Source organism: Allobosea sp. 05T439 (assembly GCF_056396005.1).
In genome coordinates this window covers 357,758-384,546 of record NZ_JBFTKP010000002.1, presented here as the reverse complement: position 1 = coordinate 384,546, position 26,789 = coordinate 357,758, and the positions used below count along the sequence as shown (strand labels likewise).

29 protein-coding genes, 1 tRNA gene and 2 pseudogenes are annotated in these 26,789 nt (G+C 64.2%); 18 read left to right on the top strand and 14 right to left on the bottom strand.

What is annotated here, in order from left to right:
- The coding region (locus AC1DIO_RS03920) for a porin (RefSeq protein ID WP_476853136.1) at positions 1 to 609 on the bottom strand (609 nt) is incomplete at its 3' end.
- Positions 610 to 1,297: 688 nt separating this feature from the next.
- Between AC1DIO_RS03920 and AC1DIO_RS03915 the strand changes: the two are divergent.
- The 6 genes and pseudogenes from AC1DIO_RS03915 to AC1DIO_RS03890 all read left to right on the top strand — a co-directional run.
- Positions 1,298 to 1,444: pseudogene (locus AC1DIO_RS03915) on the top strand (transposase); the annotation flags it as partial.
- A gap of 703 nt (positions 1,445 to 2,147) precedes the next feature.
- Complete coding sequence (locus AC1DIO_RS03910; RefSeq protein WP_476775252.1) at positions 2,148 to 2,447, top strand: hypothetical protein; 300 nt, start codon at positions 2,148 to 2,150, stop codon at positions 2,445 to 2,447.
- A 14-nt stretch (positions 2,448 to 2,461) separates the two neighbouring features.
- Complete coding sequence (locus AC1DIO_RS03905) at positions 2,462 to 2,668, top strand: hypothetical protein (protein WP_476853135.1); 207 nt, start codon at positions 2,462 to 2,464, stop codon at positions 2,666 to 2,668.
- Positions 2,669 to 2,676: 8 nt separating this feature from the next.
- Positions 2,677 to 2,883, top strand: a complete 207-nt coding sequence (locus tag AC1DIO_RS03900; RefSeq protein ID WP_476853134.1) for a hypothetical protein — start codon at positions 2,677 to 2,679, stop codon at positions 2,881 to 2,883.
- Between the two features lie 228 nt (positions 2,884 to 3,111).
- A pseudogene (locus tag AC1DIO_RS03895) lies at positions 3,112 to 3,414 on the top strand (recombinase family protein); the annotation flags it as partial.
- On the top strand, positions 3,403 to 3,819 hold the full coding sequence (locus AC1DIO_RS03890) for a recombinase zinc ribbon domain-containing protein (protein ID WP_476853139.1): 417 nt from the start codon (positions 3,403 to 3,405) through the stop codon (positions 3,817 to 3,819). The pseudogene AC1DIO_RS03895 and the gene AC1DIO_RS03890, both read left to right, overlap by 12 nt.
- A gap of 330 nt (positions 3,820 to 4,149) precedes the next feature.
- On the opposite strand, the gene AC1DIO_RS03885 is transcribed toward AC1DIO_RS03890, so the two are convergent.
- Positions 4,150 to 4,226, bottom strand: a tRNA-Met gene (locus tag AC1DIO_RS03885).
- 315 nt (positions 4,227 to 4,541) lie between these two features.
- Here AC1DIO_RS03885 and AC1DIO_RS03880 point away from each other — a divergent pair.
- On the top strand, positions 4,542 to 4,889 hold the full coding sequence (locus AC1DIO_RS03880) for a hypothetical protein (protein WP_476853133.1): 348 nt from the start codon (positions 4,542 to 4,544) through the stop codon (positions 4,887 to 4,889).
- A 37-nt stretch (positions 4,890 to 4,926) separates the two neighbouring features.
- Here AC1DIO_RS03880 and AC1DIO_RS03875 read toward each other — a convergent pair whose 3' ends face one another.
- Together AC1DIO_RS03875 and mnmA are read right to left on the bottom strand one after the other, a co-directional pair.
- The gene (locus AC1DIO_RS03875) at positions 4,927 to 5,565 is read right to left on the bottom strand and encodes a class I SAM-dependent methyltransferase (protein WP_476853132.1); all 639 of its coding nucleotides are present in this window, start codon (positions 5,563 to 5,565) and stop codon (positions 4,927 to 4,929) included.
- A gap of 52 nt (positions 5,566 to 5,617) precedes the next feature.
- A complete protein-coding gene (gene mnmA, locus AC1DIO_RS03870) occupies positions 5,618 to 6,802 on the bottom strand; it encodes a tRNA 2-thiouridine(34) synthase MnmA (RefSeq protein ID WP_476853131.1) in 1,185 nt (394 codons plus the stop codon).
- A gap of 239 nt (positions 6,803 to 7,041) precedes the next feature.
- Here mnmA and AC1DIO_RS03865 point away from each other — a divergent pair, with 239 nt between their 5' ends.
- The 3 genes from AC1DIO_RS03865 to sciP all read left to right on the top strand — a co-directional run bounded on the left by AC1DIO_RS03865 (position 7,042) and on the right by sciP (position 9,557).
- Complete coding sequence (locus tag AC1DIO_RS03865) at positions 7,042 to 8,499, top strand: flagellar hook-length control protein FliK (RefSeq protein ID WP_476853130.1); 1,458 nt, start codon at positions 7,042 to 7,044, stop codon at positions 8,497 to 8,499.
- 11 nt (positions 8,500 to 8,510) lie between these two features.
- Entirely contained in the window at positions 8,511 to 9,176 is a 666-nt protein-coding gene (locus AC1DIO_RS03860) for a flagellar hook assembly protein FlgD (RefSeq protein ID WP_441505129.1), read from the top strand.
- 105 nt (positions 9,177 to 9,281) lie between these two features.
- Entirely contained in the window at positions 9,282 to 9,557 is a 276-nt protein-coding gene (gene sciP / locus AC1DIO_RS03855) for a CtrA inhibitor SciP (RefSeq protein ID WP_038359348.1), read from the top strand.
- 84 nt (positions 9,558 to 9,641) lie between these two features.
- On the opposite strand, the gene AC1DIO_RS03850 is transcribed toward sciP, so the two are convergent.
- From AC1DIO_RS03850 to AC1DIO_RS03840, 3 genes are read right to left on the bottom strand one after another with little or no spacing between them, the layout of a single operon-like run.
- Positions 9,642 to 11,477 carry a carbamoyltransferase family protein gene (locus AC1DIO_RS03850; RefSeq protein ID WP_476853129.1) on the bottom strand — a complete coding sequence of 612 codons (1,836 nt, stop codon included), beginning with the start codon at positions 11,475 to 11,477 and terminating at the stop codon, positions 9,642 to 9,644.
- 10 nt (positions 11,478 to 11,487) lie between these two features.
- Positions 11,488 to 11,637, bottom strand: coding sequence for a DUF5989 family protein (locus tag AC1DIO_RS03845; RefSeq protein ID WP_162835449.1), 150 nt, complete (start codon positions 11,635 to 11,637; stop codon positions 11,488 to 11,490).
- A gap of 13 nt (positions 11,638 to 11,650) precedes the next feature.
- Positions 11,651 to 12,085, bottom strand: a complete 435-nt coding sequence (locus AC1DIO_RS03840) for an SxtJ family membrane protein (RefSeq protein ID WP_476853128.1) — start codon at positions 12,083 to 12,085, stop codon at positions 11,651 to 11,653.
- A 252-nt stretch (positions 12,086 to 12,337) separates the two neighbouring features.
- On the opposite strand from AC1DIO_RS03840, the gene fliF reads away from it, so the two are divergent.
- The 5 genes from fliF to flbD all read left to right on the top strand — a co-directional run bounded on the left by fliF (position 12,338) and on the right by flbD (position 17,487).
- Positions 12,338 to 14,014: a flagellar basal-body MS-ring/collar protein FliF gene (gene fliF / locus AC1DIO_RS03835; protein WP_441489569.1), complete on the top strand. Its 1,677-nt coding sequence runs from the start codon at positions 12,338 to 12,340 to the stop codon at positions 14,012 to 14,014.
- Between the two features lie 98 nt (positions 14,015 to 14,112).
- A complete protein-coding gene (gene fliG, locus AC1DIO_RS03830; RefSeq protein ID WP_476853138.1) occupies positions 14,113 to 15,117 on the top strand; it encodes a flagellar motor switch protein FliG in 1,005 nt (334 codons plus the stop codon).
- A 2-nt stretch (positions 15,118 to 15,119) separates the two neighbouring features.
- Positions 15,120 to 15,731 (top strand): FliH/SctL family protein, encoded by a 612-nt coding sequence (locus AC1DIO_RS03825; RefSeq protein ID WP_441505133.1) that lies wholly within the window; start codon positions 15,120 to 15,122, stop codon positions 15,729 to 15,731.
- A complete protein-coding gene (gene fliN, locus AC1DIO_RS03820; protein WP_113510893.1) occupies positions 15,728 to 16,078 on the top strand; it encodes a flagellar motor switch protein FliN in 351 nt (116 codons plus the stop codon). Before AC1DIO_RS03825 ends, fliN begins: the two co-directional genes overlap by 4 nt.
- 44 nt (positions 16,079 to 16,122) lie before the next feature.
- Positions 16,123 to 17,487, top strand: a complete 1,365-nt coding sequence (flbD, locus tag AC1DIO_RS03815; protein ID WP_441489567.1) for a sigma-54-dependent transcriptional regulator FlbD — start codon at positions 16,123 to 16,125, stop codon at positions 17,485 to 17,487.
- Positions 17,488 to 17,513: 26 nt separating this feature from the next.
- Here flbD and AC1DIO_RS03810 read toward each other — a convergent pair whose 3' ends face one another.
- From AC1DIO_RS03810 to AC1DIO_RS03800, 3 genes are all read right to left on the bottom strand, one after another.
- Entirely contained in the window at positions 17,514 to 17,831 is a 318-nt protein-coding gene (locus AC1DIO_RS03810; protein ID WP_476853127.1) for a hypothetical protein, read from the bottom strand.
- Positions 17,832 to 17,962: 131 nt separating this feature from the next.
- Entirely contained in the window at positions 17,963 to 19,405 is a 1,443-nt protein-coding gene (locus AC1DIO_RS03805) for an MFS transporter (RefSeq protein ID WP_476853126.1), read from the bottom strand.
- A gap of 94 nt (positions 19,406 to 19,499) precedes the next feature.
- Complete coding sequence (locus AC1DIO_RS03800) at positions 19,500 to 19,829, bottom strand: hypothetical protein (protein WP_476853125.1); 330 nt, start codon at positions 19,827 to 19,829, stop codon at positions 19,500 to 19,502.
- 288 nt (positions 19,830 to 20,117) lie between these two features.
- Between AC1DIO_RS03800 and flhA the strand changes: the two genes are divergently transcribed.
- Positions 20,118 to 22,202: a flagellar biosynthesis protein FlhA gene (flhA, locus tag AC1DIO_RS03795; RefSeq protein WP_476853137.1), complete on the top strand. Its 2,085-nt coding sequence runs from the start codon at positions 20,118 to 20,120 to the stop codon at positions 22,200 to 22,202.
- A 7-nt stretch (positions 22,203 to 22,209) separates the two neighbouring features.
- Here the strand turns inward: flhA and AC1DIO_RS03790 are convergent, their stop codons facing one another.
- The gene (locus AC1DIO_RS03790; protein ID WP_476768092.1) at positions 22,210 to 22,764 is read right to left on the bottom strand and encodes a helix-turn-helix domain-containing protein; all 555 of its coding nucleotides are present in this window, start codon (positions 22,762 to 22,764) and stop codon (positions 22,210 to 22,212) included.
- 153 nt (positions 22,765 to 22,917) lie between these two features.
- On the opposite strand from AC1DIO_RS03790, the gene AC1DIO_RS03785 reads away from it, so the two are divergent.
- Positions 22,918 to 23,805, top strand: a complete 888-nt coding sequence (locus AC1DIO_RS03785; RefSeq protein ID WP_476768091.1) for a DMT family transporter — start codon at positions 22,918 to 22,920, stop codon at positions 23,803 to 23,805.
- 61 nt (positions 23,806 to 23,866) lie between these two features.
- Here the strand turns inward: AC1DIO_RS03785 and AC1DIO_RS03780 are convergent, their stop codons facing one another.
- Entirely contained in the window at positions 23,867 to 24,904 is a 1,038-nt protein-coding gene (locus AC1DIO_RS03780; protein WP_441489561.1) for a lysylphosphatidylglycerol synthase transmembrane domain-containing protein, read from the bottom strand.
- 150 nt (positions 24,905 to 25,054) lie between these two features.
- A complete protein-coding gene (gene copM / locus AC1DIO_RS03775; RefSeq protein WP_441489560.1) occupies positions 25,055 to 25,438 on the bottom strand; it encodes a CopM family metallochaperone in 384 nt (127 codons plus the stop codon).
- Positions 25,439 to 25,538: 100 nt separating this feature from the next.
- On the opposite strand from copM, the gene AC1DIO_RS03770 reads away from it, so the two are divergent.
- Positions 25,539 to 26,234 (top strand): GNAT family N-acetyltransferase, encoded by a 696-nt coding sequence (locus tag AC1DIO_RS03770; protein WP_476768089.1) that lies wholly within the window; start codon positions 25,539 to 25,541, stop codon positions 26,232 to 26,234.
- A 66-nt stretch (positions 26,235 to 26,300) separates the two neighbouring features.
- On the opposite strand, the gene fliJ is transcribed toward AC1DIO_RS03770, so the two are convergent.
- Positions 26,301 to 26,705 carry a flagellar export protein FliJ gene (gene fliJ / locus AC1DIO_RS03765; RefSeq protein WP_043237924.1) on the bottom strand — a complete coding sequence of 135 codons (405 nt, stop codon included), beginning with the start codon at positions 26,703 to 26,705 and terminating at the stop codon, positions 26,301 to 26,303.
- Positions 26,706 to 26,789 lie beyond the last annotated feature (84 nt).

The following is a 26,789-nucleotide window of genomic DNA, read 5'->3' as shown; positions in this document are numbered from 1 at the left end:
GCGGTCTTCGAGCGAGATCGTGGCCGAGAAGCCCGAGCCGAAGGTCGCGGTGTAGGCCAACAGGTTCGGGCTGTTGTCCGAGCCGCGGAGCGAGCTGAAGCCGAGGTCGTTGGCGTAGAAGTCGAAGAACGACTGCGCGCGACCAGCGGTGATCGGTCCGAACTGAATGAAGCCCTTATCGAGGCTGATGCCAGTCGTGTTGCTGTTGGCGCCAGCAGCGCCGTTGGCGAAGATCGCGCCGCCGTTCAGCGCGCCGTAGCCGTACGGGCCGGTCGAAACCGTGACGTCATAACGGATGAAGGTGCGCAGGGTGCCGTAAGCGGTGGCGGTGCGCAGGTCGATGTTCAGACGACCACGAGCGCGGGTGCCGTACGAGTCCTGCAGGTCGCCCCAACGCTCGCCGAAGGTGTACTCAGCGCGGAGACGGCCGCCGATGCGCAGGCAGCTATCGGTGCCGGGGATGTAGAAGAAGCCGCTGCCATAGGCGGTGCAGACGCGAACGTATTCGACCGGAGCGGCCTTCCGCGAGGGAAGATCGGCGGCCTGAGCCCCGGCGACCGCGGCGAAGCCGGCGGCAGAACCGAGGAGGAGGCTCTTAACGAGCTTCATTGGTAACCTCCAAAAGAGTTTCGAGACCCTCGGGCTTCAGCGTGCTCTTGACGATCGGCCCCAGGAGACCAAACCGGCGAACCCGCCTATCCCGGTCTTTCGCCCACGTCCCTGAACCATTCAGAGGCGAAGACGAAAAACAGCGACCGGGAACGTCCCGACGCACCTTCACAATACGAAAGCCGGGTGGCCGATCAACCTCAATCACCGCGCCGGGGCCAATTGTCGACCCCCTGTGGCTATCAAGCCACATCTACGTTACCTGCGGGCCGAAGAATTATAGAGATAAACAGACACGGTACATGCCGCAGTCCGGCATCGTCAGTGAATATAATTGGTATATAAAAGATTAATATTCCAATTAATGCTTGGATTTCGCCCGATTAACTTAGTATTCAGCTAGAATCGAATCTCAAACCCGGCAGGCCTAGGCGGCTCTAGAGCCATTATTTGAATCAAGTACTTATTTATTCGGGCGGCGTATCATTGGCGCCAGAACAATAATGTTTCTTGTCAAAATCCTGTTAAATCTGATGCTTTAACAAGCCTGCGGTTGGTTCACGCAATAGACAATAACGTTATCGCCGGCCGCACGTCCGAATCATGCAGTAAGCCGATCGGCAAACCTCGGGCGGCGAGTTGAAGAAGGCGCTGCGAACGGGGTTCTGTCAGCGGGGCTGGACACGGTGAGGCTGCTGCCGGGAAGCCTCCTCGCCGCAACGCTTCGAAGGAGACGGGTCGGGGCGGGAGCTCGAAGGTGGAGTTGCGGATACCGCGTGACCGGGAAGACACCTTTGATCCGAAGCTGATCGCGAAGTATCAGCGCCGCTTCCCACATCACATTCCCCCCGACGGCTCCTTCGGGATCGGAACATAGTTTGGATCGGATTGGAGAGCGTAGGCAGCGTGCTATCGCTGTCCGTTGCGCCATGCTCTGCCCGTCAGCTCTGGGCTGAGCGCGGCGTCGAATCAACGGTCAAGAATGCGAGCTTAATGCGCGACCACATCGGGAGAGCCGTCGAACGCTTCAGAAGCGCCGGCTCGCCATTGTACCTGTCGAATCATTGACACTGGCGCTTTCGAGTTTTCCTCAGGAGGATAATCAACTTCCGGATGGTCGATGGGCTTGCGGTTCGCAGGTTTGAACCGAAATTCCGCGCCCGACACGATTCGAACGTGCGGCTTTAACTCGAGGACAGTGTACCCAAATGCAGAAGGCCTGAAGGTCGGCTAACGGCCTGGCTAACAACCGATTTTTCATGAACCAAGACGCCCGAATGCGGGACGCTGTCAAAGTCCCGAACGGGCCAGCCCAGTATCATCGCGGAGCCGATTTCTCCGCACAGGCCTCCAGGCCTCCGTCGGCCCAGCGCTTGCAGTAATCGCAGCGAAAGCGAAGCACGATCCACGGATCGTGCCGGAGATCCGTCTCCAGGGTCGGCGGAATGGTGGGCCTGATCGACATCGGAAGATGACATTTGACTCGCGCTCGAATGAGAACAAAATTAGAACATCCAAGCACCCCAAGGAGTCAAGCTATGCTGCCGTCGCCTACCCCCGCAGGAACTGCCCTGTCTGGCCGCGAGGCCGAGCAGATCATCGCCCGCGGCGGGAATTTCGAGTTGAGCCGGGTCCAATTGAACATCGGCGAGGTGCAGAAGCTGGTTGTTTTCGATCCGCCCTATCGCCTGGCGAATGGCGAGGACTACGCCTTCTTCCTGCCGGGCGACGGCAAGCCGCAGCTCTGGCTGGTCGAGCAATCCGCCGGCGACCCTTGGCACTGGCTCCGCGAGGCAAGGTGCGTCGGGTTCAATGACAACGAGGCGACGCGGCACTGACGATGCGGGGCGCGATGGCCATCACCGATACCCTGGAATGGTTGGCGGCTCGGCAGCGCGTGGCCGAGATCGAGGACGCGCGCCCTGGAAGCCCCGAAGCCAACGAATGGGCGGAGCTCGACTATGTGGCCTTCTGCTGGGAGGAGGACCACATGCCGCCGCTCATATTCCAACCTTGTCCCGTTCCAGAGCCGTTGAACCGCCTCCAAATCCCCTTCTGAAAACCGGCATGATCCCGTTCCGGCTCCCCCTCCGCATCAAGCGCAATCAGTCATGCTATCGGGTAATGGACGCTCGCGAGCGCGTGCTGGCCTTTGTTTACTTCGAAGAAGATGCAGGGATGCGCATGGTAAGCCCCGCTCACAAGTGGACGAGCTCGGAAGCTCAGACGATCGCAAAGCAGATAGCCCGCAGTTTGATCGACGCCGCGCGCTGAGAGAGCTTTCGTGGCCATGCGTCGGTACACCAAAACAAGAGGCTAGCCAGCATGTCCGACCTGCCGCTGCCGCTGCGCCACGGACGTCGCCCGCGCGATCGAGCACGTCCAGGGCCTGACCGGATGCCTTGAGGATACGCCGGAAGAGCCGAACTGACCAGGATCGTCGACGCCCTGGAGGAATGGCTCGCAGCCAATCCCTACGTGGATTAGCCGCGGCTATTCACCCACTACGCCGCCGGCAAGGCGCCGCGCAGCATTGCCAACGAGCTGAACCGGGAGGGCATCGCACCGCCGCGGGGCTGGGCGTGGAACGCCTCGACGATCAACGGCAATGGCCGCCGCGGTTCGGGCATCCTGCTGAACGAGCTCTATGCCGGCCGCATCGTCTGGAACAAGGTCCGGATGGTGAAGGACCCGGCCAATGGTCGGCGCGTCTCGCGCCCGAATGCCGAGAGCGAATGGCAGAGCGTCGATCGGCCGGATCTGGCCCTGGTCGACCGCGAACTGTGGGACAAGGTGCAGGCACGCAAGGCCGAGCGCTCGATCGAGCATGCGCAAGGCAAACCGGCGCCGCGCTATTTGTTTTCTGGGCTGTTGCGCTGCGGCTCATGCGGATCCGGACTGGCGCGTTGCGGGGTCGACAAATCGGGCCGCACCCGGATCCGCTGCTCGGCCGCGACAGAGAGCGGCATCTGTCCGGATCCGAAGACGTTCTATCTCGACGTGGTCGAGCGCGCGGCGCTCGCCGGCCTGCAGGGCGAGATGCGCGCGCCGGTGGTCATGGCCGAATATGTCCGCACCTATCACCAGGAGCGACAGCGCCTCGCAAGCGACGCGATCCTTCGTCGCGCCACGATCGAGCGGCAAATCGCCGAGAAGGAAAAGATCGTCCGGCGCACCATGGACATGCTGCTCAACGAATGGGGCGATTAGCAGAAGGCGAGCGACGACCAGAAGCGGGCAGCCAATGAGCAGCGTGCGTTGCGGGCCGAACTCGAAACAATCGCCGAGCCGCCGAAGACGGTGGCGCTGCATCCGCAGGTTCTTGAGCGCTATGAGCAGCAGCTCGGACAGATGCAGTCTGCACTCTCGGCCGGGTTAAGGCCGGCGACGGGGAGGGTATCGAGATCACCCGCAGCCTGGTGGAAAGCGTCACGGTCTACCGCGACAAGACGATAAGCGACGGCATCTCGATCACTATCACCGGCCGGCTCAACGATCTGATCGGCAAAGCCGCCTATCCGAATGGAGTATGCTTTGGGATGGTAGCGGGAGAGGGACTCGAACCCCCGACACGCGGATTATGATTCCGCTGCTCTAACCAGCTGAGCTACCCCGCCCCAAGACCAGCGACAATGGCGCCGGCGGCTTGCGATGGCGCGGATATAGGGGGCGCAGCAGGGAGCCGTCAAGCCTGCTGGTGCATGCTTCACATCCTTTACACAGATGCGGGCGGCTTCCCCGGAGGCAGACATGGCAATTGTTCGGGGTCTGCCATGCACTTCTGCAATGACGGGGCGCTTGATCCCGGCCAGGCCATGCCTAGCTCACATGAAAGGGGTACAAATGTTGGTCATCGCTGGCTGGGCTGCATGTTGCTGCCGTTGCCGCAGTGCGCTGTCGCTCGCGAGGCCATGATCCAGGAGTCCTCGCATATGAGCTCGCTCGTACAAGAACAGTTCAGCTTCTCGATGGGTTTGAAGCTGCTCGCCCGAAGGAGCCTGCTCGCTGCCGCAGCTGTGCTATCCTTGGTGACCGCGCCCTTCGTGATGATCACTCCCGCCGCGGTGCAGGCTGCCGAACCCTGGCAGCAATCCTGCGCCTACAAGACCCAGTTCGGCGTGCTCGGCTCGGGCATGGGGATTGCCGCCGATTACTGCACGCGTCTGAGCTTCTGCCAGAGGATGGCTGAGCAGAACGATCCGAATATGGTGCAGAAGGGCTGCTTCGGCTTTGCGCCGCAAGCGGCGAACGGGCCGGCCTCCTCCAGCAAGTATCGCTGAGCGCAGGTTTCGCTGAGTAACTGCGCTCGGCCGGGCTTCAGGCCTTTGCCGGGCGCTTTCTCAGTCTGACGACCTTGAAGTAGCCCTTGCCGACATGGACGGTGTCGTAGCGGCCTGTCCGCGCGGCCCAATCCGTCAGCCGGCGCACCTTGAAATCCGTGCTCCAGCCGATCGCCCTGGCGATCGGTGCGAGCGCGGCCCAGAGCGGCGCTGTCAGCGCACTGTCGTCGACCAGCCGGCTTGAGATGATGATCTCGCCACCTGGCTTCAGGACGCGGTCCATTTCATCGAGTGCCTGTTCGGGGTTTGGCACCAGCGTGATGACGAACTGCGCCGTCACCGCATCAAAGCGCTCGTCGCCGAAGCCGAGGCGGCAGGCGTCCATCACCATCAGCCCCTTCACATGCTTCAGCCCCTGGCTGGCGACCTTACGGTTGGCCACTTTCAGCATGTCGAGCGAGAGATCGGCGCCAAGCACACGGCGGTCCGGCGTGAAATAGGCAAGCGTCAGGCCGGTGCCGACGCCGAGTTCGAGAATATCGGGGCCACAGGCACAAGCGGCCGCAACGGCTTCGCGCTGGGCGCGGGCGAGCAGCCGCAAATAGACCTTGTCGTAGAACTTTGCCCAGGTGGCATAGACCCGCTTCTGGCCTTCGAGGTCATAGGTCACAGGCATAGGGCAGCTCGACTGGGTCGGAGTGGCGTGGGTGGGGGAGGTGGGGCCGCAGTCACGAGGCAGCGAGGGCAAGCTCGAGCCGGGCAGCCGCAGCCTGGGCTGCAGGCGAGATGATGGTGCCGCCACCCAGGACACGCGCACCGGATCCGGCATGGTCGTAGATCACGCAGGCCTGGCCGGGAGAGACGCCTTCCTCCTCGCCCGCGAGCACGATGATGAGGCCGGAATCGTCACGCAACAGCCGGGCTTCGCGCGGGGCGCGGGTCGAGCGGACACGCACCGCCACATCGAGGCCTTCAGGCGGCAGGGCGTCCAGTGCGACATCGCCGATCCAGTTGAGATCGCGCAGCCGGACTTCACGCACGCCGAGAGCCTCGCGCGGTCCGACGACCACGCGCGCCTGTTCGGCATCGAGCCTCAGCACATAGAGCGGTTCCGTCGTGCTGATCCCAAGCCCCTTGCGCTGTCCGACAGTGTAGCGAAGGACGCCTTCATGGCGGCCCAGCACGCGTCCATCGAGATGGACGATGTCGCCGGGGCGCGCAGCACCGGGCTTCAACCGTTCGATGACGTCGGCATAGCGGCCATTCGGCACGAAGCAGATGTCCTGGCTGTCTGGCTTGTCGGCGATGGCCAGGCCGAGCTCGGCGGCAAGGGCGCGGGTCTGAGCCTTGTCGATTTCGCCGAGCGGGAAACGCAGCAGGTCGAGCTGATCCTGCGTCGTCGCATAAAGGAAATAGCTCTGGTCGCGGGCTTCGTCCGCGGCGCGAAAGAGGCCGCGATGGCCGCTGCCAAGGGCCCGGCTGGCGACATAGTGTCCCGTCGCCAGCGCATCGGCGCCGAGTTCGCGGGCGAGCCCGAGCAGGTCGCGGAACTTGACGGTGCGATTGCACTCGACGCAGGGAATGGGCGTCTCGCCGGCGAGATAGCTCTCGGCAAAGCGCTCGATCACGGCGTCGCGGAAGCGGCTCTCATAATCGAGAACATAATGCGGGATGCCGATCGTCTCGGCGACGCGGCGGGCATCATGAATGTCCTGTCCCGCGCAGCAGGCCCCGGCCCGATGGACAGCGGCTCCGTGATCGTAGAGCTGCAGGGTCACGCCGACGACATCATAGCCTTCGCGCTTGAGCAGGGCGGCCACCACGGACGAGTCCACGCCTCCGGACATCGCCGCGACGACGCGCGTCGCCGCGGGCGGCTTGGCGATGTCGAGGGAGTTGAGGGGGGAGGTCATGGCGAGCGGGATCATCCTGGCGAAGGCGACTATGTGGCGGTTCTATACCGGCTTTGACAGGGGCGGGCCAGTGAGCGATCGGCAAATCCTGCCGCCTCATCGGAGAGGGCAAGGCGAATCTTGCCGCGAACGGTCGGGGCACGGCCGCTACCGCCTTGAAAACAAAGGAACGGCGTCCTGGCGCGAGACTTGCTGCTCGCGGCCTGGGCATGTTCCTGCCCGCGGTCCGGATTTACCTGATGTCTGCCGTCTCCTCCTCAGTCGCCTCGCCCAATGCCGAGCAGGCTGCGTCGCGCCGCCGTGCGCCAGAGCGCGGCTCCGATGGTGCGGCCGCGCCATTCAGCCTGCCTGAGGGCGGCGGCGACCAGGAGGTGCCGGCCGCGGCGAAGGACGACGCTGCGGCGACGAAGCCGGAGGCAAGCGGCAAGGCCAGTGCGACACAGGAGCAGAAGGCGGCCGCCTCGGCGCTAGTGACGGTGCAGCCCGCGGTGCTGCTCAAGGGGGCCACCGCGGTGGTGCCGGCGGCGGAGACCGCCGAAGCACCTCCGACCGCGACCCAGCCCAAGCCGGATATCGGCGCGCTCGTCGCCATTGCCGTCGCCGAACAGGCCGCAGCCGGCAAGACCGCCGTCGCTGGAAAGCCTGGTGGCGAAGAAAAACCGACGGATTCCGAGCCGAAGGAAACGGCCTCCGCTGACAAGCCTGTCGAGACTGCTGTCGCGATGCCAATACCCGCGCCGGCGGCTATCCCGGTTGTCGTCGCTCTGCCGTTGGTCGGTGGCGATATCGCTGCGGCAGGCATCGGCGATGAAGCCGTCCCAGGTGGGACGAAGGCGGCTCAGGGGATTCCCACCGGGATGGCGCAGGCAGCTATGCCGGCCCAGACCATCGTGCCAGCCGCGCCGGCTGCCGAGGCGTCTGTCATGGCCGCTGCTTCCGCAACCGATGCCGCCGCGTCGACCTCCGAAGGCGACGAAGTCGGCAAGCCGGCGGAGAAACCGCATGCGGGACCGACGATCGCCGCATCGAAGGAAACTGCGACCGGCCCGGCCAATACCACCGTCGCTGCGGGGCAGCCGCTCGCCGACCTGTTCAAGCCTGTCGAAGTGCAGCAGGTGCCGGTGCCGATCGAGCTGTCCGCGGCCGTAGCGTCGCATTCCGGCAAGCCGGAAGGCATTGCCGGTCTGCCTGATATCGACCCGGCCAAGGCGGCGCAGCAGCCTTCGGCCGGCATGCATCGCGGCATGGCTGACGGCCAGCCGACACCGCTCCATGTCGTCCCGATCGAGATCGGTCTGCGTGCCCTTGCCGGCAGCAAACGCTTCGATATTCGGCTTGACCCGCCTGAACTTGGCCGCGTCGACGTTAATCTCGAGATCTCCGAGAAGGGCGAGGTCAGTGCAAAACTGGTCGTCGACCGTGTGGAGACCCTGCACCTGCTTCAGCGCGATGCGCGGACGCTTGAGCGGGCCTTCGAGCAGGCCGGTCTCAAACCCTCGGATAGCGGAGTCGACATCACATTGCGCGATCCGAACGATCAGCCCGGTTTCCGCCAGCAGCGGCAGGATGACGAGGCGCCGCGCCGTGCCCGCATCCAGCCTGGCGCCGCCGAGCTCGGCGATGCCTCAGCCATTCCGGCGCAGCCCGCGCCCATCCGCCGCCTCGTCAGGCTCGGCGGCGTCGACCTCAGCATCTGAAGGGGCGGATCATGACCGTTTCCAACACCTCATCGAGCACCGGCACTGGCTCCGCTACCAATGTCAGCGGCGGCGGAAGCGCGATCGCCAATAATTTCGATCAGTTCCTGACGCTGCTGACGACCCAGCTCAAGAACCAAAGTCCGCTCGACCCGCTCGACACCAACCAGTTCACGGCGCAGCTCGTGCAGTTCGCCGGCGTCGAGCAGCAACTCAAGACCAACGAGACGTTGGGCTCGCTGCTCGGCCTCAGCGCCGCCAGTACGGCGACCAATGCGGTGGGCTTCATCGGCGCGACCATTACGGCCGAGGGCACGACGGCGCGGCTGAAGGACGGCGCCGCCTCATGGAAGATCAACGCCCCGAGGGGCGGTTCCGCGACCATCACCATCAAGAATTCCACCGGTAGCGTCGTCCAGACCTTGACCAGAAACCTCGATGCGGGCGACCAGACCTACAAGTGGGACGGCAAGACCTCGACCGGCGTGAATGCGCCTGAGGGCGATTACACCATCAGCATCGATGCCAAGGACACCACCGGACAGGCGATGACCGCCAAGACCCAGATCAGCGGTGTGGTCGACGGCGTCGACTTCACCAGCTCGATCCCGATGCTCAAGATCGGCACCATCAGCGTTCCGATCGACAAGGTGAAGACCGTGGTGCGGGGGCAGTGAGCATTCGTGCCGATACCGAAATCCGGCGCTATCGCTTTAGGCAATTCTTAAAGCCGCGGTCTTAAGGTCAACACAACTAGGTCTGTTGAGTTGTGTGAGTGTATCATGACCGAGCCGTTGCGACCGCGGGTGAAATATGTGATCGGCCCGGACGGAAGTCCGCTGACGATTGCCGATCTTCCGCCAATGAATACGCGCCGCTGGGTCATCCGGCGTAAGGCCGAGGTGGTTGCTGCCGTGCGCGGTGGCCTGCTCAGCCTTGAAGAAGCCTGCCAGCGCTATACCCTGACTGTCGACGAGTTCCTGAGCTGGCAGATGTCGATTGACCAGCACGGGCTCGCCGGGCTGCGCACCACGCGCATCCAGCATTATCGTCAGTAGACCGGTGGAGCGGAGCGCTCGCGCTTTGCTGGATCGGTCCTGTCCGGGCACAATGGGCGCGCTGCGAGGCGCGCCTTTTGCGTTTCAGTCGAGCTCGAAGGCTTCCTTGTAATCGAGTTTGAGGCTGGGATCCTGCACCTCCTTGCGGAGGATGCAGTTGCCGGCGACGAGGACCTCGATCTCCGACCCCATGAAGCAGCGGAAGGCGTCGGTGGCGTTGCAGATGATGGGCTCGCCGCGCACGTTGAAGCTTGTGTTGACCAGAACCGGGCAGCCGGTCAGGTCCTTGAAGCGGCTGAGCAGCGCATGATAGCGCGGGTTGGTATCCTCATGCACCGTCTGGATGCGTGCGGAATAATCGACATGGGTCACGGCCGGAATGTCGGAGCGCGGCACATTGAGCTTGTCGATGCCGAAAAGGGCCTTCTCGGCCTCGCTCATGTCGCGGCGGCGCTCTTTGCGCACATCGGCGACGAGCAGCATATAGGGCGAGTCGGTATCGAGTTCGAACCAGGTCCCGACATCCTCACGCAGCACCGATGGCGCGAAGGGCCGGAAGCTCTCGCGGTACTTGACCTTGAGATTCAGCGTCTTCTGCATCGACGGCGAACGTGGATCACCGAGGATCGAGCGGCCGCCGAGGGCGCGCGGACCGAATTCCATGCGGCCTTGCATCCAGCCGACCGCCTTGCCCTCAGCCAGCGCCTGCGCGGTGGCCACGATCAGGGCGTCGTCACCGAGAACCTCGAAGCGCGCGCCGGCAGTCGTCAATTCGGCCTCGATCTCGGCTTGCGCGAAGCTGGGGCCGAGATAGCTGCCCAGCATTGAATCACCGCCGCCTGGATTGAGCCTTCGCGGGTGGCCACCGAAAAGGTGATAGCCGGCAAGCGCTGCGCCAAGCGCCCCGCCAGCATCGCCGGCCGCCGGCTGGATCCAGAGGCCGTCGAAGACACCCTCACGCAGGAGCTTGCCATTGGCGACGCAGTTCAGCGCGACGCCACCCGCCAGGCACAGGTTCTTCTGGCCGGTTTCGGCCCGCACCGAACGGGCGAGGCGCAGCACGATCTCCTCGGTCACCGCCTGGATCGAGGCAGCCATGTCCATGTGGAACTGGGTCAACAACTGTTCGGGCGCACGCACCGGCTGACCAAACAACGCGGCGAAGCGTTCATTCGTCATGGTCAGGCCGGTGGCGTAGTTGAAATAGCTCTGATCGAGCTGGAAGCTGCCGTCCGGCTTCAGATCCACCAGTTTTTCGAGCATCAGGGCGGCGTAGCGCGGCTCGCCATAGGGCGCGAGGCCCATGACCTTGTACTCGCCGGAATTGACCTTGAAGCCGATGTAATAGGTGATGGCGGAATAGAGCAGCCCGAGCGAATGCGGGAAGTGCAGCTCCTTATGGATCTTGAGATCGCTGCCTTGGCCGATGGCGAGCGTCATCGTCGCCCATTCGCCGACGCCATCCATGGTCAGGACGGCCGCGTCCTCGAAAGGCGAGGGGTAGAAGGCCGAGGCAGCGTGCGAGAGGTGGTGCTCGGTGAAGAGCAGTTTCTCGGCATCGAAGCCGGGCGCGATCTTGCGCAATTCCTTGCCGATGATGTGCTTCTGGAACAGCTTTTCACGCAGCCAGAGCGGCATCGCCATACGGAACGAGCTGAAGCCGCGCGGGGCGAACGCGAGATAGGTCTCTAGAAGTCGCTCGAACTTGACGAAGGGCTTGTCGTAGAAGACGACCGCGTCGAGTTCGTCCAATCCGCAGCCGGCAACCGAGAGGCAGTACTCGACCGCGCGATGCGGAAAATCGGCATCGTGCTTCTTGCGGGTGAAGCGCTCCTCCTGAGCGGCGGCCGCGATGGTGCCATCGACGACGAGCGCGGCGGCGCTGTCGTGATACAGGCCCGAGATCCCCAGAACGCGCATGCGGGCCCGATCAGAACAGGGTGTAGACGAAGGGCGCCACAGCGCTGCCATGCGTCAGCACGAGCAGGCCGCCGAACAACAGGCTGATCAGCAGGATCGGGATCAGCCAGAACTTCTTCCGGGCCTTCATGAAGCGGAAGAACTCTCTCAGAAACGACATCAGTGCTGTCCCATTAGAATTGATCTTTCATCGAGAGCGGCTCTGGTCCCGGCGGATCGCGGCGGACCCAGTAGCTCGCGACTTCAGGCTTGCGCCGGAGCCTGAGGAAATCCTTGCCGAGAAGCCGGGCCAGCAGACCGATCGGCGTGAAGACGGCAAAGAACAGCAGCCCGAGGACGATTGGGTTGACGACACTGGCGAGCAGCAGTCCGAAGCGGGTCCACAGCTTGTTCAAAGGCGCGAGCAGCGAAGCGCGCACCAGCGTGATCGCCAGAAAGACCGCCGCGATCCCGACGAGCCAAGGCCAGGCTCGGCCATGGTGCCAGCCATTATAAAGGGCCAGCAGCGCAAACACGCCGGTGAAGACCAGCCCGAACGAGCGATCGCTTGATCCTTCGACAGCCCCGTGTCCGGAGCGGAATTCGTGATGCTCGCCTTGGCCTGCCACTCGGTTCTCCTCCGACGTTGCGTGCTGTCTAGACGATAATCGGGGTCGGAGGAAACGGGATTTGCCCGGTCTCGGCTCCCGATCGCCGGCCCGCGAGGCGGGCGACGGCTGCCGAGACACAGGCCCATCAACAGCATTCTTTACAGCCCGCTCTCGGAAATTAACGGGTTGCTAACCATGCACTGGGAAAAACTTGCCTAGTGAGCGGCGTTGCGCGCGTTGCTCTGACGGGGTTGTGAAACGGATGACGGCGTGAACGGGATCGTCGAGCAGTTTACGAAATTCGGAGCGGCCCGGCTGGCGGCGATGCTGGCCGTCACGCTCGCACTCGTCGGCTTCTTCGGCTTCGTCATGCTGAAGATGTCTCAGCCCGCCATGAGCGTGCTGTTTTCGGATCTGTCGACCCAGGATGTGAACGCCATCCTGAAGGATCTCGACACCCGGGGCATCAAATACGAACTGCGCAGCGACGGCCAGACGGTGCTGGTCGCCAAGACGGATGTGCCGCGCCTGCGACTGGACCTTGCCGGCAAGGGCATCCCCTCCGGCGGCGGCGTCGGCTACGAGATCTTCGACAAGGGCGATGCCTTCTCGTCGACCAGCTTCGTCCAGAACATCAACCATCTGCGGGCGCTCGAGGGCGAGCTGTCGCGGACCATCCGTTCTATCGGCCGGGTGCAGGCGGCGCGCGTCCACCTCGTCATCCCGGAGAAGCGCCTGTTCGAACGCGATCGCGAACCGCCTCGCGCCTCGATCGCGCTCAAGCTCGCAGGCGAACTCGATCCGGCCCAGGTTCGTGCGGTTCGTCACCTCGTAGCCTCCGCCGTCGACGGCCTGAAGCCGGAGCGCGTCTCGATCGTCGACGAGCGCGGCCGACTGCTGGCCGATGGCGCTCAGGGCGAGCAGGGGCTGGCCGGGCTCGGGCTCGACGAGCGGCAGACTGCGATCGAGAAGCGGATCAAGACACAGATCGAGGACATCGTCGCCAGCATCGTCGGCCAGGGGCGGGCGCGCGTGCAGGTTTCGGCCACGCTCGACAGCAATCGCATCGAGAGCCGGTCCGAGACCTTCGATCCCGAGAGCAAGGTCATCCGGTCCAGCCAGAATCGCACCGAGAATTCCGCCAGCAACGAGGCGCAGAACGGCGCCGTCACCGTCGGCAACGAACTGCCCGGCGCGCAGCAGCAGGGGCAGAACGCCCAGAACCAGCGCGATGTCTCCGCCAAGAACGAAGAGGTGGTGAACTACGAGATCTCGCGCACGACTCGGACCGAGGTCCTCGAGGGTGGGAGGGTCAAGAAGCTCTCCGTCGCGGTGCTGGTCGATGGCAGCTATACCCGTGGCCAGGGCAGCGAGCTCGGCTATCAGCCGCGCAGCCCGGAAGAGCTCGAGCGCATCAACCAGCTGGTTCGCACCGCTGTCGGCTTCGACCAGGCCCGCGGCGACAAGGTCGAGGTCGTCAATCTGCGCTTTGCCGAGGCTCCTCCGGCCGTTGCCGACCTCACCGAGCAGACGATGATGCAACAGCTGATGTCCTTCACCCGGGAGGACGTCATTCGGCTCTTCGAGATGGGCGTCATCTCGCTGCTGACCTTGATCGTGCTGATGGTGGTGGTGCGTCCGCTGCTGAAGCAGGTGTTGGCAAGCGACAAGTCGGTGCGCCCGATCCCGACTTTCATGCGCAACGGCGTGGCAATGATCCAGGACGATGGGACAGGCGACCCTGCGAGCCCGCGGGTCATTGGCCCCAATGGAGAAGTGACGGCCGTAGAGGTCGAGGCGCCGTCCGAGCGGATGCTGGCGATCGCGCAGATCAAGGGCCAGCTCAAGGCGCAGTCGGTCGAGAAGATCGGGGCAATGGTCACGCAGAATCCCGCCGATACGGTCGCGGTGCTGCGCGGCTGGATTCACGAAAAAGCGCCGGCGTGACGGGGCTCTGAGGCATGGCAGCAACCCGATCCATCGCGACACGCAATTCCGGAAGCGACGGAGGCGATGCCTCCGACTACGATCCCGCGCCGGTGCCGATGAATTATGCGGGCATGAGCGGGCCGCAGCGGGCTGCCGTCATTCTGCTGGTGCTCGGCGAGGATCACGGCCGACCCATCTGGCAGCAGTTCGACGACGAAGAGATCCGCATCATCACCCGCGCGATGGCCGAGCTCGGAACGGTCGATTCCGACATGGTCGAGCGGCTGATGCTGGATTTCGTCAGCAAGCTCTCGAGCGCGGGCGCGATCACCGGCTCCTTCGACCGCACCATTTCGCTGCTCGAGAAGATCCTGCCCTCCGATCAGGTTGCGCTGATCATGGAGGAGATCCGCGGTCCGGCCGGGCGAAACATGTGGCAGAAGCTCGGCAATATCGACGCTGTCGTGCTCGCGAACTTCCTGAAGAACGAGTACCCGCAAACCATCGCCGTGATCCTGTCGCGCATCCGGCCCGAGCATTCCGCCAATGTCCTGCGCAACCTTCCGAACGAACTTTCGATCGAAGTGGTCGCCCGCATGCTGCGGATGGAGTCGGTGCAGAAGGAAGCGCTCGACCACATCGAGAACACGCTGCGCTCGGAATTCGTTGCGACCTTGACGCAGACGCGCAGGCGTGACCCGCACGAGATGATGGCCGAGATCTTCAATGGTTTCGACCGCCAGACCGAGATCCGTTTCATGTCGGCGCTTGACGAGTCCAACCAGGAATCGGCCACGCGTATCCGTGCCCTGATGTTCACCTTCGAGGATCTCGCCAAGCTTGACCAGGCCGGGCTGCAGACCCTGATGCGGCAGGTCGACAAGGATGTGCTGGCCCGGGCCCTGAAGGGCGCCAGCGAGGACATGCGCGCCTTTTTCTTCGGCGCCATGTCGCAGCGCGCCGCCAAGAACATGCAGGACGACATGCAAAGCCTCGGGCCGCTTCGGCTGAAGGAGGTCGATGAGGCCCAAACCAAGATGGTGACCCTGACGAAGGACCTTGCCGACAAGGGCGAGATCGTTCTGTCCAAGGGCAATTCCGAAGACGAGTTGGTCTACTGACGATGAGCACCGCCAAGAAATTCATGTTCGGAACCGATTTTCGCGAGGGCAACCGGCGTGCCGTCAGCGAAGCGGATCTGGCGGCGGCGCGCTCGGACGGGTTTGCCGCCGGGCAGGAGCAGGGCCGGCGCGAGGCCGACGCGCAGTTGAACGGGCTGCTTGCCCATCTCGTGCGATCGGTCGAGCGGCTGCTCGTCGAGGAGGACAAGCGCGCCTTCGCCATCGAGGAACAGGCTGCCCAGGTCGCCATCGTGACGGCGCAGACCCTCGCCGGCGCGGCCTTGGCCGAGCGGCCGCTCGCGAGGATCGAAGCGGTGGTGCGCGAATGCCTGAGCCACGCCCGCCTCGCCCCGCATCTGGTGGTGCGTGTCCACGAGAGCGCCGTCGAGACGATGGAGAGCATGCTCGCGGGGCTCGCCCGCGAAACCGGCTTTGCCGGCCGCCTCGTCGTCTTGGGGCAATCCGATATCGGGCCGGGTGATGGCCGCATCGAATGGGCCGATGGTGGCATGGCCATCGACAGCGCCTTGATCGGGCAGAAGGTCGAAGAGGCCGTGCGCAGCATCTTCGGCCATATGCCCCAGTCCAACGCCACCCAGGGAGGATCGCTATGAGCCAGGAGAACGATCTGAACCTGCCGCCGCTGAGCCCGGCCGATCTCTCATTCGACCACAACGCGGCCTCCGTCGCTCGCTCCGGGCCCGTTCCGATCAAGACCGCCGAGGATCTGGAACAAGTCTTCGACGTTCCCGTCACGGTCTCTGCCGTGCTCGGCTCCTCGCGGATCGCGGTCGGCGATCTGCTTCAGATCGGCCCGGGGGCGGTGCTGGAGCTCGACCGGCGCGTCGGCGAGGCGATCGACATCTTCGTCAATGAACGCCTGGTTGCGCGCGGCGAGGTCGTCGTCGTCGAGGATCGTCTGGGCGTCACGATGACCGAAATCATCAAGGCCGACCGGTGATGTTCGCCCGGCCTGTTACGCACTCATCGGGAAAGGCCTGAGCCATGCGCCTCATCATTGTCGGCGGTCTCAAGGGACAGATCATCGCTGCGGCCAAGATCGCCATCTCGCATGGCGCCGCCGTGACCCATACTGACGGCCTCGATCAGACCCTGGCGGTGTTGCGCGCCAAGGGCGCCGACCTGCTGATGATCGATGTCGCCCAGCCGATCGCGCAGTTCGTCGCGGCTTTGGAGAGCGAGCGCATCCGCACGCCGATCGTTGCCTGCGGTACCTCGACCGATGCGCGTGCGGCGGTTGCCGCGATCCAGGCCGGCGCGCGCGAATATGTGCCGCTGCCGCCTGATCCGGAGCTGATCGCGGCGGTGCTGGAAGCCGTCGCAGCCGACCAGTCCAGCCTGATCTGGCGTGATCCGGCCATGGAGCGCGTGGTGCAACTCGCCGGCCAGATTGCGCGCTCGGAGGCGCCTGTTCTGGTGACCGGCGAGAGCGGCACCGGCAAGGAGGTCATTGCCCGCCATCTGCATCAGAAGTCGCTGCGCAAGGACAAGCCCTTCGTTGCCGTGAATTGCGCGGCAATTCCCGACAATCTGCTGGAATCGGAACTGTTCGGCCATGAGAAGGGCGCCTTCACCGGTGCGATCGCGCGGCGCATTGGAAAGTTCGAGGAGGCTCATGGCGGCACACTCCTGCTCGACGAGATTTCCGAGATGGATGTCCGCCTGCAGGCGAAGCTGCTGCGTGCGCTTCAGGAACGGATGATCGACCGCGTCGGCGGCTCGCAGCCTGTGAAGGTCGATCTCCGGATCATCGCGACCTCGAACCGGAATCTCGGCGAAGCGGTTCGCGAAGGCTCCTTTCGCGAAGACCTGTTCTATCGCCTGAACGTCGTGCATCTGCGGCTTCCCGCCTTGCGCGAGCGGCCGGGCGATATCCTTGTGCTGGCGGATCATTTCGCCAAGAAATATGCCGAGATCAACGGTATGCCCCTGCGTCCGATTGCGGCCGATGCCCGCAAGGCACTGTTGGCCAATGGCTGGCGAGGCAATGTGCGGGAGCTCGAGAACACGGTTCACCGCGCGGTCCTGCTGGCCCAGGGCACGGAGATCGGACCTGATGCGATGGTGACCCCGGAAGGCGAGTCGCTTGGCCCGTCGTCAGGTCACGACGTCGCGAGCCGTGTCGTTCAGACCGCTGAGGCCGTGACACGCGGCCTGGTGGGCCGGACTGTTGCCGATGTCGAGCGCGACCTCATCCTGGATACGCTGGACCACTGTCTCGGAAACCGCACGCATGCGGCCAAGATCCTCGGAATCTCGATCCGCACGCTCCGCAACAAGCTCGGCGAATATACCTCGGCCGGTATTGCGGTTGCCGAGCCGGGACAGGCGCGCGTCAGCGTCGCCTGACCCCGGGGGCAATTCCGAGGAGAGGGTCAGTAATAGTACCGACGGCGGTAATAGGGTCGCGGGCGGTAATAATACCGAGGGCGATAGTACCGCGGTCGATAATAGTATCTCGGGCGGTAATAGGGGCGGCGATACCCATAATAGCGCCGCCTGTAATAATAACTGTACTCGGCGTCCGCCTTGTCCAGCGCTTCGCTGGCTTCGGCGGCAAGCTTGCCTTCATCCTCGGCCGGTTCAGGGGTGGGAATGAGCTTGGGCTCGGCCGCTGCGGCGCCAGCCGTCCCGCCAAGGCTGGCCATAGCCATGCCGGCGAACAGGGTTATCATGAACGAACGTCTATCCACGGCGTCCTCCAGACAGGGTTTCGGCCACCCTTTCGGCATCCCCGAAATGGTGCCAGATGCTAACGCTTGTTACAGCGCATTGTTCCAACCGATCGCCCTCCCTCCCGCATCGGCCATGCCGTCCGGCGGGCTCAATCCGCGGCATTCAAGGGCCGGGCGACGCTTTCCAGCGGCCGGCGTTCAGCCCTGACTGCGTAGAGCGCTGCAATGACGGCAGCAGCCAGCATGAGGGCCGCGCCAAATAGGTAGCCGCCGAAGACGCTTGCCCGCGATCCGGTGTCGATCAGCGCACCGAACAGCCAGGGACCGGCAATGCCACCCGCGCCGGTGCCGATGGCGTAGAAGACCGCGATGGCGAGCGCGCGCATCTCGACGGGGAACGTCTCGCTGACCGTCAGATAGGCCGAGCTTGCGGCGGCGGACGCGAAGAAGAACACGACGCTCCAGCACAGCGTGAGCTGGGAGGCCGTCACCAGATTCCGCGCGAATAGATAGCCGGTACCGGCCAGCAGCAACGCCGACAGAGCATAGGTCGCCGCGATCATGGTGCGCCGGCCCAGAGTATCGAAGAGACGCCCGATCAGGAGCGGACCCAGGAAATTGCCGGCGGCGAAGGGCAGGATGAACCAACCGATCAGATGCGAAGGCACCTGGTAGAAATCGGTCAGGATCAAGGCGTAGGTGAAGAAGATCGCATTGTAGAAGAAGGCCTGCGCGACCATCAGCGCCAGCCCGACCAGCGCTCGCTGGCGATGCGTCACGAAGAGGGAATGAAAGACCTCGCCAAGCGGCGTCGCCGGTCGTGGCCGCAGGCGGATCTGCGCCAGGCCTTCACTGGCGCTGTAGCTGACGCCGGCTTGCGCCTCGATGCGTGTCACGATCGCAGCCGCTTCCTCAGCGCGGCCATGGCTGATCAGCCAGCGCGGGCTTTCAGGGATCCAGCGCCGCAAGATGAGAATGATCAGGCCGAGCGCCGCGCCGATGAAGAAGGCGAGCCGCCAGCCGAGTTCGGGGTTGATGGTGGCGGGGTCGAGCAGGACGATCGCTCCGATTGCGCCCAAGGCTGCTCCGACCCAGAACGAGCCGTTGATGACGAGATCGACCCACCCGCGCACGCGCGCCGGTACCAGCTCCTGAATGGTCGAGTTGATCGCCGTGTATTCACCGCCGATCCCCATACCGGTGAAGAACCGGAAGATCAGGAAGCTCGTGACGCTCCAAGAGAAGGCCGTCGCGGCCGTGGCTGCGAGGTAGACAAGAACGGTGATGCTGAAGAGGCGCTTGCGGCCGAGCCTGTCGGTCAACCAGCCGAAGAACAGGGCGCCGAATACGGCGCCGGCGATATAGGCGGCACCGGCGAGGCCGATTTCCGTATTGGTGAAGCGGAGCGCCGGACTATCCTTCAGTGCCCCCGAGACCGAGCCGGCAAGGGTCACTTCCAGCCCATCCAGGATCCAGGTGATCCCGAGAGCCACCACGACCAGCGTGTGAAAGCGCGACCATGGCAGGCGATCGAGCCGGGCCGGGATATCCGTCGCGATGACCGCGGGCAGAGCCGCTTCGTGCGGCGACATGGCGATCCTCCCTCATCGTCTGGCGTGCCTCATGGCTTCGCCTCATACGAAGAAGGCGGCGCCCTTCGGCACCGCCTTCCCCAACTCCTGCGTCTCAGCGCACGATCACATTCCGGCGCACCACCACGGGGCGGCGATAGCGCGGGGCGGGGCGGCGCACGACTACACGCTCGCGTACCACGACCGGACGCCGGTAAGCCGGACGAGGCCGCCGAACGACGGTGCGTTCGCGGGCCACCACCTGACTGAAATCGGCATCGGCACGGTCAAGCGCGGCCTTGGTTGCGGCATTCAATTCGTTGGCAGGCAATATCTCCGGCGTCGGGGTGGTCTTGCCCGTCGCTGCCTGGGCAATGGCGGTCCCGCCAAAGCCGGCCGCTGCGAGGCCACCGAAAAGGCTCAAAACAAAGGAACGTCTATCCACGAATATCTCCAATCAAGTCGGCCGGAAAAGCCAGTATGTCGACCCCGCTCGCGAGTTGTTCGGTCGAATGGGGCCAGAACGCGGCAGTTCAATAACGATCCATTCAGGAAGGGGTTCCACGGCCCGATTTTCTGGTCGGCTTAACCATTCATTCACCATGAACCCGGCAAGAATTGCCGGGTATCGTCGCGGAAGCTGGAGGGGCATGGTTGCCTGACGGCCGCGTCGCGACGGGGAGTGGACTGGTCGATGACGGATATGACGGCGGGCGCCGGTGGCGGTTTCAAGATGCCCAGCGGCGGTGCCATGGGGAATTTCCTCAACCGGCCCGACCTGTTTCTTGCCATCGGCGTCATGGGCATCCTCGTGGTGCTCATCTTCCCGCTGCCGGCACTGCTGCTCGACCTGCTCCTGGCCTTGTCGATCATCCTGTCCGTACTGGTGCTGATGACGGCGCTCTTCATCGAGGAGCCGCTGGAGTTCTCGGCTTTTCCGACAGTGCTGCTGATCGTCACGATGTTGCGGCTGGCGCTCAATCTCGCCTCGACGCGCCTGATCCTCGCTCACGGCCACGAAGGCAGTGCCGCCGCTGGCCACGTCATCGAAGCCTTCGGCAATTTCGTGATGAGCGGCAATTTCGTGATCGGGGTGATCGTCTTCACCATCCTGATCATCGTCAATTTCGTGGTCATCACCAAAGGTTCGGGCCGCATCGCCGAAGTTGCGGCGCGCTTCGCCCTGGATGCCATGCCCGGCAAGCAGATGGCGATCGACGCCGATCTCTCGGCCGGTCTCATCGATCAGGACGTCGCCAAGGAGCGCCGCAAGGCGCTGGAGGACGAGGCCAACTTCTTTGGTTCGATGGACGGTGCCTCGAAATTCGTGCGCGGCGACGCCATCGCCGGCTTGCTCATCACCTTCATCAACGTCCTCGGCGGCATCATCATCGGCGTCGCGCAGCAGGGCATGGGCTTCGGCGATGCGGCGCGCGCCTATACGCAGCTGACCGTCGGCGATGGCCTCGTCAGCCAGATTCCGGCCCTGATCGTCTCGACGGCGGCCGGCCTGCTGGTCTCCAAGTCAGGCGTGCGCGGCGCCGCCGACAAGGCGCTCGGCAGGCAGCTCTCAGGTTACCCGAAGGCGCTCGGCATGTCGGCGGCGGTAATGCTGCTGATCGCAATCCTGCCCGGTATCCCGATGCTGCCCTTCCTGCTGCTCGCAGGCGGTTCGGCCTGGCTCGCGCGCCATTTCGGCCGGATCGCCAAGGCCAAGGAGGTCGAGGTGGCGCAGGCCGCGCAGGCGGCATCGCCGCTTGCCGCCGACGGTACGCCCAAGGAGGAGACGCTCAACGATCTGCTCAAGCTCGACGAGCTCAAGATCGAGATCGGCTACGGGCTGCTGCCGCTGGTCAACGCGGCGGGTGGGCAGGATCGGCTGACCGATCAGGTCCGGGCACTGCGCCGTCAGCTTGCTGCCGAGCTCGGCTTCGTGATGCCCGCGGTGCGCATCGTCGACAATGTCCAGCTCGAGGCAAACCACTACTACATCAAGATCAAGGAGATCGATGCGGGGCACGGCATCGTCTATGCCGGCCAGTTCATGGCCATGGACCCGATGGGCGGCAGCGTGAACCTGCCCGGCCATAATGTGCTGGAGCCGACCTTCGGCCTGCCTGCCACCTGGATCGATGCATCACTGCAGGATGAGGCGCAGCTGCGCGGCTTCACTGTGGTCGATGCCGCCACGGTGATCTCGACGCATCTGACCGAGGTGCTGAAGTCGCATATGCCGGAGCTGCTCTCGCATGGCGAGGTGCAGAAACTGCTGCGCGAATTGCCCAAGGACCATGCCGACCTCGTCAAGGAGATCGTGCCGAGCCAGATCTCGACCACGGGAATCCAGCGCGTGCTGCAGCTGCTGCTCGCGGAGCGCATCTCGATCCGCGATCTCGCCACCGTCGTCGAAGGCATCGCCGAAGTCGCCGGCGGTATCAAGAACCCGCGCGACATCGCCGAACATGTCCGGGTGCGGCTGGCCCGGCAGATCTGTGCCCAGTTCTCGAACCAGCAGGGGCATTTGCCGATCATCACGCTCTCGCCGGCCTGGGAGAGCATCTTTGCCGAGTCGATCGTCGGCCAGGGTGAGGACCGGCATCTGGCCATGCAGCCCTCGCGCCTGCAGGAATTCGTGCATCAGGTCCGCGACAAGTTCGAGGACGCGGCGCGTATCGGCGAGATGCCGGCGCTGGTCACCTCCGGCATGGCACGACCGTTCGTGCGCCAGATCATCGAGCGCTTCCGCCGCGAGACACCCGTGCTGTCGCAGGGGGAAATCCATCCCCGCGTCCGGCTGAAGACGGTTGGAAGCGTCTGAGCCGGCTTCAGCGGCGCACGACGACAACGAGATAGCGCACCGGTTCCGGTCCGGGATTGCAGAAGCTGCAATCTCTGGGCGGGCCGAGTTCAAGACAGTCACCGGCCTGCAGCCGCTTCATCGTCTCGCCTTCGCGAAAGTCGAGCATGCCGGACTGCACCCAGATCTGCTGCCTGATGAACGCGTAGGAGCTTGCGGGATACGAGATGCGTGCACTGGGCGGCAACTCGGCATCGACCAGCTCGATGCCCGCTTCGCCAGCCGGCGAAATGGCGCGCCGAGTGAAGCCGGTTTCGGGATCGCGCCAGAATGGTTGATCCGCGCAGCGTCGGAGAAACTCGCTCGGCGTCTCGGCTCGCGCCAGAAGGTTCGACAAGGTCAACCCGAAGGCGCCGGAAAGCCGGCCGAGGAGGACAGCGGTCGGGCTCGCTTCTCCCCGCTCGATCTTGCTGATCATCGCGCGGGACACCCCGGATTTGTCGGCGAGATCGCTCAGGCTCCAGCCGCGGCTTTCCCGCTCGATGCGCATGCGTTCGGCAAGCCTTGACGTCAAATCGTCCATTATCATAGCGTTGATTCTTCTATAGTAGATCGTTCAGAGTGCAACCCATGACAGACGGCGCGGAAGCGCAGGACGCCCGCTTGCGTCGCGCCCCTGCAGCCGTCGCCAATCCGGCATTGGCCCTGCCGTTTCCGCATCGCTAAGGACCGGGGCATGTCGCGCAACGCCTTTTACTTCGCCCTGATGTGTCTGGTCTGGGGGCTGACCTTCCTGCCGGTCAAGATCGGCTCGGCCCATGTTCCGCCGATCTTCCTTGCAGCGGCACGGTTCTCGATCGCTGGTGTCCTGATGCTGCTCTGGGCCGGGCGCGATCTTCTCGCCGTTCCACCCGCAGCGCGGCGGCGCCTGCTGATCACCGCACTCCTGGTGAATACCGGCAACTACACCTTCCTGTTCTGGGGGACCGCGCATGCACCGTCGGGGCTCGCCGCCATCGTCAATCTCGCGACGATCCCGATCTATACGCTGATCGCGAGCCGCTTGATCGAGGGGCAGCGGATCACCGGCCAGCGCATCGCGGCCATCGTGCTTGGGCTCATCGGGCTTTGTTTTCTGTTCGCGACGCGCGCCTCCAGCGGCTGGAGCGCGGCGCATGGCGATCCGATGGAGATCTGGGGGCTGGCGGCCGTGGCCTTTGGCACGTTGCTCTACTGCTTCGGCGCCGTGTTGACGCGGCGGATCGCCGGCACCATGCCGACGCTGACATTGGCCGGCTGGCAGACGGTCATTGGTGCGCTCGGCCTTGCGGCCGTCTCGTTCGCTGTCGAGCCCGTCACGCTTGCTGATATGCGCGCGCTCGGAGAGTGGCCGGTCTGGCCCGCCGTTGCCGTCCTGGTGATTGGCGGCTCGCTGATCGGCTTCACCATCTACATGCGGCTGCTGCGCGACTGGGGCGCCTTCCATGCCGGGCTCTATGCCTTCGTCAGCCCGGCCATCGCTGTCACAGCCGGAGTTGTCGTGCTGCACGAGCCATTCGGCCTGTCCGAGGCAATCGGCGCGGTGTTGATGTTCGGCGCAGCTGCGATCGCGCTCAGACGCTGAGGCCATGGTCTAGCGCCTGATGCTACCCGAAAGCCGGTTCCCGCGTTCGGCATCATGCTTGTCAGGGAGGGGGTGCGATGCGGGTGTTCTTCCTGAGCTGGCTGCGCTCGAAGGCCAGCACGATCGGCAGCGAAATCACCAGCGGCAGGATCAGGTAGAACAGCCGCCAGATCAGCAGGGCCGCAAAGACAGCCGGTGCCGGCACGCCCGGCATGACCGCGAGGAAGACCGCTTCCATCACGCCGACCCCGCCCGGTACCTGGCTGAGCAGCCCGGCCGAGAAGGAAAGGAGGAAGGCGCCGAGCACGATGAAGAAGCCGGGGTTTCCCTGATCGGGCAGCGCGAAATAGATGATGCCGGCGGCACCCATCAGTTCCAGAGGCGCAGCGAGATATTGCCGCGCAACGACCGGCAGCCGGGGATAGATCAACTCGAACTTGCCGATCTTGAGCGGCCTGAACTTCAGCCAGGAGCCGACCGTGTAGAGCCCGACGAAGGCGAGCAGCCCGAAGCCGATCAGCCGGGCAGTCGCATCGCCGAGGGTGAACCAGTGGGAAAGCCGGCCGAGCGGGCGCAGGATCTGAGGCTCCCCGATCAGGACGAGCCCAAGCAGCAGAATGGTTCCGAAGGCGAAGGTGAAGGAGCAGAGCGCCACCAGAACCGCGACATCGGCCGTTGTTAGGCCCTTCGCGGTATAGGCGCGGAACCGGACCATGCCGCCCGAGAAGACCGAGGCGCCGATATTGTGCGAGAGCGCATAGGTCACGAAGGAACAAAGCGCGATATAGGGCCAGGAGATGCCCTTCTCCTTGCCGAGATGGATCAAGGCAATGCGGTCATACCAGGCCAGCGCAGCGTAAGCGACGAGCGTTGCGAGGGCTGCGTGCAGGAAGGCGTCCGGGGAGATCAAGGCGATCTTCTGGCCGATGCCGGCCGCAATGATCTTGATGTTTTGCCAGAGGGTTCCTTGCTCCAGCAATGCCTGGACGGCGGCATCCGTGCCGGCCTCGGCCTTGAGCTTGTCCCAGAGCAACTCGACCGACCAGACGACCGCGACGAGACCGATGAGCGGCCAGAGATAGTCGAGATAGCGTTTCATGAAACCGGCAGGCTGCGAGGAGGCGTCGAAGGCGGTGTCGCGGCGCGCAGGGGAAGGCCTGGGAAGCCGGCCGGAGCGAACCTTCGCCTGTGTGCCAGCGAGGGAGGGCGAGGGCAAGCGGCGTTGCCCGCGCCAGGCCGCACGGACGGCCTATTTTCCGTTTTTCTTCAGCCAGTCCCGCATGAAGGCGATCTCCTTCTCCTGGGCGGAGATGACCTCAGTGGCCAGCTTCTTGATTTCCGGGTCCTTGCCATGAGCAAGCACGACCTTGGCCATGTCGATGGCGCCCTGATGATGCGGAATCATGCCACGCACGAAATCGGCATCGGCGTCGCCGGTGAAGGAGGTCGCCATGTCCTTGTGCATCTTGTCATTGACCGCCTTGTAGGCGGCTGTCGCCGGCGTGTCCGCGACGCCGGTCGCCGAGCCCTGCATGGCGCCGTGACCCTGGTGCTGCTGCGCAACGGCGACACCGCCCAGTGCCGCGATGCCGAAGAGAGCGGCGGCGAGCTTCAGCTTTACACGTCTGGTCATCGAAAAGAATCCTCATTCGTTTGAAGCGGCGCGCCACAGCTTCTCCAGGTGGGAATGGGCCATGCACCGTACGAACTGATCTTTCACCCGGGATCATGTCATGATCGCGGCGATATCCGGCAGCCTCGACGGCGCAGGCTTCGAGCGTCTGCCTCACGGCCAACGTACCGCAGACAGGATCATGAGCGACAGCATTCCCATCAGCCTGACCGGCATCACCGACCTTCCGCCCGGCAAGATCGCGGCGATCGTCACATCTCTCGAGATGTTTGCGCCGCCGGCCAAGCGGGCCGATCCGCCCGGCCTTTCGGGCTTCTCCCTCGAGCCGATCGGGAGAGACGATGTCACGCGCTATCTCGCGATCTACCGTGTGCTCGGTGAGCGCTGGATGTGGTTCAGCCGGCTGGTCAAGCCCGTGGCGGAGATCGAGGCGATCCTGGCGGATCCAGCCGTCGAGTTCTTCGCCGTTCGGGCCGATGGCCGCGACGTTGGATTGCTGGAGCTTGATTTCCGCGTGGCGGAAGAGGGAGAGCTCAGCTTTTTCGGGCTGGACGAAACCGTGCTGGGCCGCGGAGCCGGCCGCTGGTTGATGAATCGGGCGCTGGAACGGGCCTGGGCCCAGCCGATTTCGCGCTTCTGGGTACACACCTGCACGCTCGATCATCAGAGCGCCCCGGAATTCTATCAGCGCTCGGGGTTCACGGTCTTCAAGCGCAGCGTCGAGGTCGACGATGATCCGCGGCTGGCAGGGCATATGCCGCGCGACTCCGTGCGGCATCATCCGGTGATCGAATGAAAAAGGGGGGCGGGAGGCTAACGGCCTCCCGCCCCTTTTTCGTGCAAGATCCCTGAAGCCAGACGGTCAGGCGCGTGAGCGCAGCCCGATCGAATCCATCATCGACTGGTCGCGCGCTGCTTCGGCGGCCCGCTCGGAAGCACGCTCGCGATCGTCGAGAATCTCGACCTTCTTCATGTCCTCGAAGGCTTCCTGAAGCTCGGCCTTGGCCTCGTCGAGCTGGCCCTTCAGATTATCCGCCGACTGCCGCAGGTTGTCGCGGCGCCCGAGCGCTGCCTTGGCATAGGTCGGGTAGGCGAAATGAGCAGGGTCGGAGATACCGGCCCGTGTCTCCTCGCTCTGGATCTCACGATCCAGATCGGTCGCCATGCGATGGAAATCCGCAATCATCATCTCAATCTGGCTTACCCGGCGACGCTTTTCGTCCACCTGGAAGCGTTTGAGACGCAAGAGGGTCTCTCGCGACTTCATGTCGTGTCCAACTCCTGGTTACGCATGGCGGCTCCCCGACCCCTCGGTTCGCCGCCGGAACTTGATCCGCGAGACGAAAAGGAC